This window comes from Exiguobacterium sp., assembly GCF_020832205.1.
Classification (GTDB): domain Bacteria; phylum Bacillota; class Bacilli; order Exiguobacteriales; family Exiguobacteriaceae; genus Exiguobacterium.
The window spans coordinates 175,213-187,281 of sequence record NZ_JAFIFD010000033.1 but is presented as its reverse complement, the minus strand read 5'-3'; the positions used below and the strand labels follow the sequence as shown (position 1 = coordinate 187,281).

The 12,069-nt window shown below is 57.3% G+C and carries 13 protein-coding genes; 5 read left to right on the top strand and 8 right to left on the bottom strand.

The window, feature by feature from the left end:
* The first annotated feature begins 3 nt into the window (after positions 1-3).
* Positions 4-1,158 (top strand): FAD-dependent oxidoreductase, encoded by a 1,155-nt coding sequence (locus JJU47_RS08435; protein WP_228618190.1) that lies wholly within the window; start codon positions 4-6, stop codon positions 1,156-1,158.
* A 25-nt stretch (positions 1,159-1,183) separates the two neighbouring features.
* Here the strand turns inward: JJU47_RS08435 and yajC are convergent, their stop codons facing one another.
* The 8 genes from yajC to JJU47_RS08395 all read right to left on the bottom strand — a co-directional run bounded on the left by yajC (position 1,184) and on the right by JJU47_RS08395 (position 8,726).
* Positions 1,184-1,462 (bottom strand): preprotein translocase subunit YajC, encoded by a 279-nt coding sequence (gene yajC, locus JJU47_RS08430; RefSeq protein WP_024369885.1) that lies wholly within the window; start codon positions 1,460-1,462, stop codon positions 1,184-1,186.
* An 82-nt stretch (positions 1,463-1,544) separates the two neighbouring features.
* Complete coding sequence (gene tgt / locus JJU47_RS08425; RefSeq protein WP_228618186.1) at positions 1,545-2,690, bottom strand: tRNA guanosine(34) transglycosylase Tgt; 1,146 nt, start codon at positions 2,688-2,690, stop codon at positions 1,545-1,547.
* On the bottom strand, positions 2,687-3,730 hold the full coding sequence (gene queA / locus JJU47_RS08420; RefSeq protein ID WP_228618247.1) for a tRNA preQ1(34) S-adenosylmethionine ribosyltransferase-isomerase QueA: 1,044 nt from the start codon (positions 3,728-3,730) through the stop codon (positions 2,687-2,689). Before queA ends, tgt begins: the two co-directional genes overlap by 4 nt.
* A gap of 20 nt (positions 3,731-3,750) precedes the next feature.
* On the bottom strand, positions 3,751-4,746 hold the full coding sequence (gene ruvB / locus JJU47_RS08415) for a Holliday junction branch migration DNA helicase RuvB (protein ID WP_228618184.1): 996 nt from the start codon (positions 4,744-4,746) through the stop codon (positions 3,751-3,753).
* A 10-nt stretch (positions 4,747-4,756) separates the two neighbouring features.
* A complete protein-coding gene (gene ruvA / locus JJU47_RS08410) occupies positions 4,757-5,344 on the bottom strand; it encodes a Holliday junction branch migration protein RuvA (protein WP_228618181.1) in 588 nt (195 codons plus the stop codon).
* A gap of 83 nt (positions 5,345-5,427) precedes the next feature.
* Positions 5,428-6,507, bottom strand: coding sequence for a quinolinate synthase NadA (nadA, locus tag JJU47_RS08405; protein WP_228618179.1), 1,080 nt, complete (start codon positions 6,505-6,507; stop codon positions 5,428-5,430).
* Positions 6,458-7,339 carry a carboxylating nicotinate-nucleotide diphosphorylase gene (gene nadC / locus JJU47_RS08400; RefSeq protein ID WP_228618177.1) on the bottom strand — a complete coding sequence of 294 codons (882 nt, stop codon included), beginning with the start codon at positions 7,337-7,339 and terminating at the stop codon, positions 6,458-6,460. Before nadC ends, nadA begins: the two co-directional genes overlap by 50 nt.
* Positions 7,293-8,726: an L-aspartate oxidase gene (locus tag JJU47_RS08395; RefSeq protein ID WP_228618174.1), complete on the bottom strand. Its 1,434-nt coding sequence runs from the start codon at positions 8,724-8,726 to the stop codon at positions 7,293-7,295. The genes nadC and JJU47_RS08395 overlap by 47 nt, the downstream gene beginning before the upstream one ends.
* A gap of 95 nt (positions 8,727-8,821) precedes the next feature.
* Between JJU47_RS08395 and JJU47_RS08390 the strand changes: the two genes are divergently transcribed.
* The 4 genes from JJU47_RS08390 (at position 8,822) to JJU47_RS08375 (ending at position 12,056) form a co-directional block, all read left to right on the top strand.
* Positions 8,822-9,952 carry a cysteine desulfurase family protein gene (locus tag JJU47_RS08390; RefSeq protein ID WP_228618172.1) on the top strand — a complete coding sequence of 377 codons (1,131 nt, stop codon included), beginning with the start codon at positions 8,822-8,824 and terminating at the stop codon, positions 9,950-9,952.
* On the top strand, positions 9,930-10,469 hold the full coding sequence (locus tag JJU47_RS08385; RefSeq protein WP_228618169.1) for a transcription repressor NadR: 540 nt from the start codon (positions 9,930-9,932) through the stop codon (positions 10,467-10,469). The genes JJU47_RS08390 and JJU47_RS08385 overlap by 23 nt, the downstream gene beginning before the upstream one ends.
* Positions 10,470-10,575: 106 nt before the next feature.
* Positions 10,576-11,157: a DedA family protein gene (locus JJU47_RS08380; RefSeq protein ID WP_228618166.1), complete on the top strand. Its 582-nt coding sequence runs from the start codon at positions 10,576-10,578 to the stop codon at positions 11,155-11,157.
* Between the two features lie 122 nt (positions 11,158-11,279).
* Positions 11,280-12,056, top strand: coding sequence for an NUDIX domain-containing protein (locus JJU47_RS08375; protein ID WP_228618164.1), 777 nt, complete (start codon positions 11,280-11,282; stop codon positions 12,054-12,056).
* Positions 12,057-12,069: the final 13 nt, after the last annotated feature.

Here is a 12,069-nt window from a genome sequence, read left to right as displayed (position 1 = left end):
GTTATGATTCTTTCACATACACGACTATTAATTATCGGCGGCGGCATTCATGGGACGACGCTCGCCGTGTCTTATCTCGAACAAGGCGGCAGCCGCGACGATTTGCTCATCATCGATGCGAACGATTGCCTGCTCGCCAATTGGAAAACGCAGACGGCTAAAATCGAGATGACCCATCTGCGCTCGACCCGGGTACATCACGTCTCCTCGAACCCGCACGCGTTGAAACAGTTCGCGACACGTCACGACTACGGATCGAACCATTTCAAAGACCGGTTCGGCAGACCTTCGCTCGCTCTCTTCAACGACCATTGTGACCGAATGATTCAAGACTTGGATCTCGCCGCTCGGTTTGTCGGCAACGAGGCGGTACGGTCGATCAAACGTACGGATGAAGGATACATCGTCGTCACAACCAATCGACGCATCACGGCGGACACCGTCATCGTCTCGACGGGACAATCGAGCACGATGCATCTTCCTGATTGGGCCGATTTGGCAACGTGCCGCCACGTCTTCGCAACAGAAGACGCACGTGAACGCGATACTGTGACGATCGTCGGCGGAGGTATCACGGCGCTCCACTATACAATCGCCCGCGTGAAACAAGGACATCACGTCACTCTCGTCACGAAACGTCCGCTCGAAGTGAGCCAGTTCGATGCCGACCGCAGTTTCATGGGTCCGAAAGGGTTACGCGCGTTTTACGAACTCGACGACAACTGGCGTGAGAAGCGGTCGTTCGTGAAGCGCGAGCGAAAACCAGGCTCGTCCCCGAACGATCTCGTCTTGAAAGTGAAACGGTTGATTCGGGACGGGATCGTCCATCACGTCATCGGAGAGCCGGTCCGTGACGGCAATCGCCTCGTCATCGACGGCGTGTCCGTGCCTTCTGAAGAAGTCGTCTGTTGCACCGGCATCCGGCCGATTGACCCGAGCCAGTCGTTTTTACGACCGCTGCTTGAACAACTCGACCTCCCGCTCACCCCATGCGGCACACCGGTGCTCGACGAGACGCTCGCTTGGACAGACGGGCTGTACATGACCGGCCCGTACGCCGATTTGATTCTCGGACCGTTCGCCCGCGCCATCTACGGCGGACAAGAAGCCGCGCGCCGCATCATTCCGCAGCTCATCAAGACAAAACAAAAAGTCTGACCGGATTCGGTCAGACTTTTTGTACTTACTCGGCGAACGAAGCGTTCGCTTTCTTGACGACTTCAGCAATCGCGCTTCGGTTGAAACGAAGAAGCGACTGGTCGCATTTCAAGACGACTTGTGTGTCTTCGATTTGGTGGACGACACCGTGAAGACCGCCGATCGTCACGACGTGATCGCCACGCTCAAGCGCGTTTTGCATCGATTGTACTTCTTTCTGACGTTTCGTCTGCGGACGGATCAACAAGAAGTAGAACACGACGAAAATAAGGATCATCGGCAATAGTGCAATGAGAGTTTCCATGTGTAAAATTCACCCTTTCCTTCAATATCAGGTTCATTATACCGTGAAACTGAAACGTTGTCACACAATGACTGTGGAAGAATTAGAAATTCTTGGCGTTCGGTTTGTTATACCCATATTCTTCGAAAAACTCTTCTTTGAAGTCGAGCAGGCGATCTTCACGAATCGCTTGGCGCACTTGTTCCATCAGCTTCACGAGGAAGTGAAGGTTGTGTGTCGAGCAAAGGTGGAGACCGAACATCTCATCGGCACGAATCAAATGATGGACGTACGCGCGTGAGTAGTTTTTGCACGTGTAGCAATCGCACTTCTCATCGATCGGCCCGAAGTCCGTCTTATGTTTCGCATGCTTGATCGTCACGCGCCCTTTCGACGTCATGAGCGTCCCGTTGCGGGCGATTCGTGTCGGTAAGACACAGTCGAACATGTCGATTCCGCGAATCGAACCTTCGATCAACGCATCCGGTGAGCCGACCCCCATCAAGTAGCGAGGTTTGTCCTCCGGCATGAACGGCGTCGTGAACTCGAGCGCGCGGTACATGACGTCTTTCGGTTCTCCGACAGACAATCCGCCGACGGCATAGCCCGGGAAGTCGAGCGAGACGAGATCGGCCGCACTTTGACGGCGAAGATCTTCGTATTCTCCCCCTTGGATGATGCCGAACAACGCTTGGTCCTCGGGACGCGCGTGCGCTTCGAGGCAACGCTCGGCCCACCGGCTCGTCCGTTCGACCGACTTCTTCATGTACTCATGTGTCGCCGGGTACGGCGGACATTCGTCGAACGCCATCATGATGTCCGAACCGAGCGCGTTTTGAATCTCCATCGCTTTTTCTGGCGACAGGAACAACTTGTCCCCGTTCAAGTGGTTGCGGAAATGGACGCCTTCTTCTTGAATGTTACGAAGGTCGGCGAGTGAGAACACTTGGAAACCGCCCGAATCCGTCAAGATGGCGCCGTCCCAGTTCATGAACTTGTGCAGGCCGCCCGCTTGTTTGACGACTTCGTGTCCCGGGCGAATCCATAAGTGGTACGTGTTCGACAGGATGATGTTCGCCCCCATCGCTTTCACTTGCTCAGGAGCCATCGTCTTGACGCTCGCCTGTGTGCCGACCGGCATGAAGACAGGTGTCTCGAACGAGCCGTGCGGCGTATGGACGATCCCGTGCCGCGCCCCTGTCTGTTTACATGTGTGGATATGTTCGTATGTGACTGCGTGTTTGGTCATTTTGTTTCTTCCTTCCTCGTGATGAGCATCGCGTCTCCAAAACTGAAGAAGCGGTATCGTTCATTGACCGCGGTGCGGTATGCGTGCAAGATGATGTCGCGTGACGCGAACGCGGAGACGAGCATGACGAGCGTCGACTTCGGTAAGTGGAAGTTCGTGATCAGCCCGTCGATCGCCAACAAGTCGACGCCAGGGTAAATAAAAATGTCCGTCCAGCCCGATGACTCGACGAAGTCCCCGTGGTCGCGCACGATCGTCTCGAGCGTCCGTGTCGACGTCGTCCCGACCGCGAAGATGCGCCCGCCGTTCGCACGTACATCGCGCAACGCTTGTGCCGATGCGTCTGACAGTTCGAAGTACTCGCTGTGCATCGTATGCTCTTCAATCGAATCGGCCGACACCGGACGGAACGTGCCGAGTCCGACGTGGAGCGTGAGCGGGATGAGTTTGACACCTTTCGCTTGTGCCGCCTCGAGCAGTTCTTCCGTGAAGTGGAGTCCTGCCGTCGGTGCGGCCGCGCTCCCCCGTTCTTTCGCATACACCGTCTGATAACGGTCTTGGTCGTCGAGCTGTTCGCGGATATAAGGCGGGAGCGGCATCGTGCCGAGCTCGTCTAAAATCTCATAAAAGATGCCGTCATAATCGAACTTGAAACGGCGTCCGCCTTCCGGAAGCTCCTCGACGCACTCGGCGCGAAGAAGGCCGCCCCCGAACTCGACGATGGCGCCGACGCGCACTTTCTTCGCCGGTTTGACGAGCGCTTCCCACACATCATCTTCGGTCTGCTTCAACAAGAGCAACTCGACTTTGCCGCCCGTCTCTTGCTTCGCTCCGAACAGTCGGGCCGGCAAGACGCGCGAGTCGTTGACGACGAGGGCGTCGCCTGCTTGCAAATAGTCGAGCACGTCGCGGAAGTGGCGGTGCTCGATGTCACCCGTGTCACGGTCGAGGACGAGCAAACGTGAACTCGTCCGGTCGAGAAGCGGTACTTGGGCGATCAGTTCTTCTGGTAAGTCAAAGTCATAGTCGTTTACGTTCAATTGAATGTCTTGCATATCTGTTACTCCTCTTCATAGCCAAAATGCGTCTTCGCGTACTGGGTGATCATGCGTCCTCGCGGCGTCCGTTGCAGGAAACCTTGTTGCAACAAATACGGCTCGTAGACGTCTTCGATCGTCTGAGCGTCTTCGCCGATCGTCGCGGCGAGCGTCTCGAGTCCGACCGGTCCGCCGCCGAACCGTTCGACCATCGCCCGCAGGAGCCGGTGGTCGACTTCATCGAGACCGAGCGCGTCGACGTGCAGACGGTCGAGCGCGCTCGAAGCCATGGCCGGATCGATTTCTTTCGTCCCCGCCACTTGGGCGAAGTCGCGGACACGGCGAAGTAGCCGGTTCGCGATCCGCGGAGTGCCGCGCGAACGTTTCGCGATGGCCCCGCTCGCTTCTGGGGAAATCGACAGCCGGAACAGTTGCGCCGTCCGGCTGACGATGGCGGCGAGTTCATGCGTCTCGTAATACTCGAGTTTGAGCGTCACGCCGAAACGGTCGCGAAGCGGAGCCGAGAGCATGCCGGCCCTTGTCGTCGCCCCGACGAGCGTGAACGGCGGTAAGTCGATGCGGACGCTTCGCGCCATCTCGCCTTGACCGTAGACGATGTCGAGACAATAGTCTTCCATCGCCGGATACAAAATTTCTTCAATCGTCCGGCTGAGCCGGTGAATCTCGTCGATGAATAAAACATCGCCCGGTTCGAGCGTCGACAAAATCGCCGCCAAGTCACCCGGCCGTTCGATGGCAGGTCCGGCCGTCGTCTTGATGCCGACACCCATCTCGTTAGCGATGATTTGAGCGAGCGTCGTCTTCCCTAGCCCCGGAGGACCGTAAAGAAGGACGTGGTCGAGCGTCTCATGGCGCAGTTTTGCCGCCTGGATGAAGATGGATAGGTTGCCTTTCGCCTTCTCTTGTCCGATATATTGTTCGAACTTTTGCGGACGCAGGCTCCACTCTTCAGAGTCTTCATATTGTTGATGGGATTGTGACAACAACCGTTCGTCCATAGCTTCCTCCTTATTTCAACAACAACTGCAAGGCGCGCTTTATGTAAGCGTCTGTCGTCAAGATTTCTGCGCTCAGTTCTTTCCGGACTCGAGTGATCTCACGTTCCGAATAGCCGAGAGCGACGAGCGCCTCGCACGCCTCGTCGAGCTCGGATGCGCCTTGGGCAAACAAGCCCGTCTGCGGCACGTAGTCCGGGGCGAGCTCGGATAGCTTCCCTTTCAAATCGAGTGCCATCTGTTTGGCCGTCTTCTTGCCGACGCCTGGGAACTTCGTCAAATACTTCTCGTTCTCGGTCTCGATCGCGTCGATCAACGCGTCCATGTCGCCCGAGGCGACGATGGCGAGCGCCCCTTTCGGTCCGATGCCGTTGACACCGAGCAACTTGTTGAACAACTCACGCTCGCGGCGTGACCGGAAACCGTAGAGCGTCTGTTGGTCTTCGCGCACGTAATGGTGTGTAAATACGATTACATGTTCGTCTTGTTCACGATAAAAAAACGGGTTAGGCACATGTACTTTGTAGCCGACGCCCGAAACATCCAACGTTATATATTCCGCGCACACGTAGGCGACGGATCCTTTTACGAATTCAATCACGGTTTAATCTCCTCTTCATGGGAAAACTGCATTCATTGTACCATAACCGCCGCCACGAAAAAAGGACAGGCGATTGCCTGTCCTTACCGCGCGAGCATCCGCTCGAGAGCGAGCGTCGCCCATTTCGTCGTCTCTGAATCGACACGGATGACGTTCACCGGGTCCGTCTCAAGCGACTCGAGCGACCAGAGGAGATGTGGAAGGTCGATCCGGTTCATCGTCAGACACGGGCACATGTACGGGTTGAGCGAGATGATGTCTTGCTCGGGATGCGTCGCGGCGAGCCGGTTGACGAGGTTCATCTCGGTGCCGACGGCCCACTTCGTCCCAGGCTTACTCGCCTCGATTTGGTCGATGATATAAGACGTGGAACCGGCCTCGTCCGCTGCCTGAACGACATCAAACGTACATTCCGGATGGACGATGATGCGCCGTTCTGCGTCATGTTTCCGGAGCGCCTCGATTTGCGCGACATTGAACTTCTCGTGCACCGAGCAATGCCCTTTCCACAAGATGACACGGACGTCTTCGATGTCTCCCGTATACTCGAGCCGTTCTCGCATCGGGTCCCAGACGGCCATTTGTTCGAGCGGCACGCCTAAATCGTACGCCGTGTTCCGTCCGAGGTGCTGATCCGGAAGGAACAGAATCCGTTCTCCCGCTTCGAGCGCCCACTGGACGATGTCATGGGCGTTCGATGACGTGACCGTCGCCCCGCCGTTCTTACCGACGAACGCTTTGATGGCCGCCGTCGAGTTGACGTACGTGATCGGGATGATACTGTCGCCGAACGAATCGGTCAGTTCTTCCCAGGCGATTTCCGTCTGGTCGATATCGGCCATGTCGGCCATCGAGCAACCGGCCCGCATGTCCGGCAAGATGACGAGCTGGTCGTCACGTGTGAGCATGTCGGCCGTCTCGGCCATGAAGTGAACGCCGCAAAAGACGATGAACTCAGCGGCGTTCATCTGTTCGGCGAGCCGTGCGAGCTGGAGCGAATCTCCGGTCGCGTCCGCGAACTGGACGACCTCATCTTTTTGATAATGGTGGGCCGGTAAAAACAATCGGCTGCCGAGCCGAGCTTTGATCGCCTCGATCCGCTCTTCCATCTCTTCAATCGACAGATTCGTATATGCGGTTGGCATCGTTCCTAATAGTTGCATGTTTGACTCCTCCTTTAAGATTCAAGCTACAGTCGAGCGCCGTCACGGAATGCGTCAATTGTCCAATCGACAGGACGTCGACTCCGGTACCGCGATAGGCGGCGATCGTATCGACCGTGATGCCGCCCGACGCCTCAGTCGTGATCGTTGGCGGGATGAGCGCGACCCACGCTCTCAACTCGTCCGGCGTTCGATTGTCGAGCATGATGATGTCCGGGGCGGCCGCGATCGCCTCGTGCAACTGCTCGAGCGTCTCGACCTCGATCTCGATCGGTGTCGTGTGGCCGTTGTTCGCCCGCGCGATGGCAACGGCCGACGTGACCCCGCCGAGCGCCGTAATATGGTTGTCTTTGATCATGACGGCGTCATCGAGCCGGAGCCGATGGTTCTTGCCGCCTCCCGCGCGGACGGCGTGTTTCTCGATCATCCGGAGCCCGGGTGTCGTCTTCCGGGTGTCCGTGACGGCGATGGACGGATCGTTCAGCGCCTCGACGCAGCGACGCGTCATCGTCGCGATGCCGCTCATATGTTGCACGAGGTTAAGGAGCACCCGCTCTGTCTCGAGAAGCGTCCGCGCCTTGCCGTGCAAGATGAACAATACGTCGCCTTGGCGGATCACCGTACCGTCCTCCACGCACGACTCGACGACGAGCCGTTGCATCGCCGCGAGTTCAAGCACGACGTCAAGCCCACAGAAGACCCCGTCGGCTTTCGCGGTGACGACGGCGGTCGACATGATTTTCGCGTCGATGAGGGCGCTCGAGGCGTCCCCGAATCCGATATCTTCAAGCAAAAACTGTGTCAGTTGATCGCGCAGTGCCAATCGGTTCATCCAATCCCTCTCTTTCCATAAAAGCGTGCGCAAGAAGGCGCGCCGCCTCGAGTTGTAATGTTTGTTCCGCCAATTGTCTTGTCACGTGTTTCGTCCGTGTCAATTGTTGGGTATTTTCTAAGAAACTTCTTATTTCGTCAATCGCTGGCGAAATGGTTAACCACTTCCCAATCTGTCGGCGAAATGACTGAAACACTTCATCCGTCATCTCGTACGCCGTCCCGCCTTTCTCGCCGCTGTCGCAATCTAACAATTCAACCGCTGCGGCGACCCGTTTGCCGAACACCCAGCATTCGAGCAATGAATTCGAAGCGAGCCGATTCTTGCCATGGACACCCGTCTCCGCCACTTCTCCGACCGCATAGAGCCCTTGCACCGTCGTCCGTCCCTCTGCATCGACGGCGACCCCGCCCATTTGAAAATGAAGACCCGGCCGGACCGGGATGCTCGAGGCGTCGAGGTGATGCGCCCGGCACGACGCGGCGAGTTTCGGGAACCGTTCCGCCAAACGTTCGACCCGGGACGTCTCGAGATAGACTTGTCCGGGAAAGGCCGTCAAGACGGCCGCCACGTCATCACGCGGGGCGAGACTGCCGAGCGGATGGTGCCGCATCACATGTCGTCCCTTCGCGTCGACGAGCGTCGCACCGGCGCCGCGGAGCGCCTCGGTCACGAGTACGGGCGTCTCGACGGCTAATAGCGTCGGGTGGAATTGGATATTCGTCAGATTGGACAACTTGGCACCGGCCTGTTTCGCTAGCACGAGCCCGTCGCCGGTGACCGCTCGACAGTTAGACGTCCAATCGACGAGGCCGCCGACTCCACCGGTCGCGAGCACGACGGCACCGGCCTGGATTTGAATCCGCGCCTCGCCCTTGAATCCGGACGCGCCCATGACGCGTCCCTCGCTCTGGAGCAGGCGATCGATCAACACGTGTTCCATGACGTGCACGTTATTAGGCAGCCGGTCCCGGAGCGTCGCCATGACGTGCCGTCCGGTTTCGTCCCCGCCGACGTGGAAGATGCGGGACGTCCCGTGGGCCCCTTCCCGGCCAAGGGCATACGTATCACCGTCCCGGTCGAACGACACCCCGTACTGTTCCATGTCGCGCACGACGTCGCGCCCTGCTTCAACGAGCAAGCGGACCCGGTCGGCGCGAGCTGTCTGTTTCGACGCCGCGAGCGTGTCCTGGACGTGCGCTGCACCCGTCTCTTCTAAATAGGCACTCGCAATCCCGCCTTGGGCGAGGTCAGAGTTCGTCTCGGTCATTCGGCCTTTCGTCACGAGCAGCACGCGGAACGTGTCAGGCAAGTGAAGCGCGACGGTCACGGCCGCAAGACCCGACCCGATGATGAGCACGTCGGTTCGTTCTAACTGTAAAGACATCTGTATATCACCTGTTTTTCATATGTAATGTTGACTTGTAAACTAGTTTCGCATAATTTTATGAAGAAAACAACATGAGAAAAGAGGGATACTTGATGATCCGTTACTTCGACTATGCGGCCACTCATCCGATGACGAAATCCGCGCTCGACCATTACACGGCGATGGCGCGGAACGTTTATGGCAACCCGTCCTCCCTCCACAGCGCAGGTTTCATGGCAGAAGACTATTTGACGGAGGCGCGTCGGCTCGTGAAGCAGGCGCTCGGCCTCGACATGCTCCGCGGTAAGCTTTTGTTCACCGGGAGCGGGTCTGAGAGCAACTACATCGCGCTGACGAGTCTCCGGAAACGAATGAAAGGAAAAGAAGTGATCACGTCATGGCAAGAGCACGACTCCGTCTCCTTGCTCCTTGACGAATGGGAGGCTGAAGGCGTCACCGTCCATCGCTTGAAATTAAAAGACGGCCGTTTCGACCATGAGGCGTTCACGCACTTGCTCGACCGCGATATCGGGCTCGTCACGATGCAACATGTCAACTCGGACACGGGCTGGGTGTTGCCACTCCATCACATCCTTTGCCAATTGAAATACAAGAAAGTGCTCTTTCACGTCGACGGGGTCCAAGCGCTCGGGAAGATCCCGGTCTCCGTCGATGGAATCGACGCCTACTCGTTCAGCGCCCATAAAGTCGGCGGACCGAAAGGGGTCGGCGGGCTCTACATGGAACGCCTATTGCCGCCGCCTTACTATCCGGGGCATCATCAATACGGGATTCGTCCCGGCACGATCGACGTGCCCGGCATTTCTGCTTTCGTCAAGGCGTTCACAGAACGGCACGAACAACGGACACGTCATGAAAGAAATTTCTTGTCGTTTCGTGCTATCTTGAAAGAGAAGACATCGTCTCACGTACAATGGCTCGAATTCGACGACCAAAGCCCGGCCATCTACTCGTTCGTGTCGAACCGCCGCGACGGTCAGTGGTGGATGACCGAACTCGATGCGCTCGGGTTCCAAGTGTCCGCCGGATCGGCTTGCCGGGCCGGACAGAACGGTCCGAACCGGATGCTCGAATCGCTCGGGTTTGAGACGAGCGCCTGTCACGGTCTCGTCCGAATCTCATTCGGCGAGGGCACGACCACGGAAAGTGTGTCAGCGCTCGCGGATGCCATCGTCACTTTAGCAAGGAGAGTTGAAAGTTATGAACAAACGCTTAGCCGGTGAAGAACGCCGGCGCACGTTACTTGAATTGATTGAATCGAGCACGGAACCGATCACCGGGGCCGAACTTGCCCGCCACGTCGCTGTCAGCCGGCAAGTCGTCGTCCAAGACTTGTCGCTGTTGAAAGCGAAAGGGCATCAGATCGTCGCGACCGCTCGCGGCTACGTCTATCTCCCAGGAGAGGCGGCTCCGTCAGCCTATACACGAAAAATCGTCTGCCGGCATACGGCCGACGAGATGGAAGCCGAGATGAACGCCATCGTCGATGAAGGCGTCACGATTCGCGACGTCATCATCGACCATCCCGTCTACGGATCGATCACCGGCCAACTCATGGTGAAGAGCCGCCGGGACGTCCGTGCCTTCCTCGAACGGGTCGTCGCGAATCAGGCGGCCCCGCTGTCACATTTGACAGACGGCCTGCATATCCATACGCTCGAAGCCGACAGTGAGGACGCGCTCGATGCCGCCGTCCATGAACTCGACCGGCTCGGCATTCTCGTGTCCGCCCTCGATTAAAAGATGTCACGTTTTTGTGACATCTTTTCTTTTGCTTTCTTGTCCCGTCCGTTATACTGATGGATGGGTATGATTTCCTATTCTTTTATGAAAGGAGTGACGCAGCATGTGGCACTTCCTCGAGCAGCTTTTAGTCGGGTGCGGTGTGTTCAGCATTCCGCTCGGTATTTTTGTCCAATTGATTCCGAACGAGCTCGTCCTCGCTTACGGCGGCTATCTCGTCGGGTCCCATGACGCGTCGTTCCTTCTCATTTTCCTGCTCGCCTGGTCAGCGTTCGTCACGAGCCAGGTCGGCCTCTATTGGATCGGACGCTACGGCGGACGTCCGGTCGCCCTCAAGCTGTACCGTTCGTTCCGCATCAAGCACGACAAACAACTCCAGGCGGAGGCTTGGTTCGAGACGTACGGGGCTTGGATCGTCTGCCTCAGCTTGATTTGGCGTCAACTGTTCGCCATCAGTGCCGGCGTCATGCGCTTGTCGTTCCGGAAGTTTTTCGTCGTGACGACGATCGTCTTCGCCGTCTGGTCGTTTGCGTTCGTGAAAGTCGGCATGATGCTCGGGAGCAACTGGCGCCAAATCGGTGAGTTCATGCACGGGTTTGGCCCGTACGTCGGCTTCGGGATCGCCTTGTTCTTCCTCATCCGGTATATCCGCTCGAATCCGAGCTTTATGAAAAAGTCAGCTTGAGCCTTTGCGCTCGAGCTGACTTTTTGAATAGAGGGAAATTATCTCGTCACGGCGAATACGTCAATGTGAGGAAATCACGACTCGTCGTATCAAGACGGCCAACCGTCAAAGGAGGAATTTTCATGTTCCATCGTCGAAAAACGTATACGATTCGCCCTGAACGTCTAGAAGAATTCACAGAGTTTTTCCATACATACCTGTATCCAATCCAGGTATCGCATGGCGCACGGCTCGTCGGCCGTTGGGTGACCGAAGACCAGACCGAGGTCATGGCGCTCTGGGAATACCGGGACCGGGAACATTACGAGCAAGTCGAACGGGACTACCGGTCGAGCTCGCTCCGCCGTGAGGCGATGAAGAAACGGGCCCGGCTCGGGAAAGACTTGTACATCAAATCGAGCGAGGAGTTCATGATGCCGACCGGGCACTACACGCCGCCGCGCACGATCGTCTCGGTGACAGCGTACGTCACGAACGAGCAAGGCGAAGTGCTCCTCGTCCAAAACACGCACCGGAACGACACGTATGAGATGCCGGGCGGTCAAGTCGAAGAACACGAGTCAATCGTCGACGCCGTGCATCGCGAAGTGAAAGAAGAGACCGGCGCCGACATCGAGATCGACGGCATCACTGGTATTTATCAAAACGTGTCCTCGCGCGTCCTCTGCATCACGTTCCGGGCCCGTTACGTCTCGGGCGACCTCGCCCCTCAAGCAGGCGAGACGCAAGAAGTCGGCTTCTTCAACGTCGATGCGACGAACGTGTCGGACTACATCAAGCGCGAGCATTTCCAAATGCGTTTCCTCGATGCGATCGATCCGACGTATTTGCCGCACGCGATTTACAAAGTCCGGCCGTACGAGTTGCTCGAGCGTGCCGAACGCCATCATACCGTGTAACGACGAAAGGGAC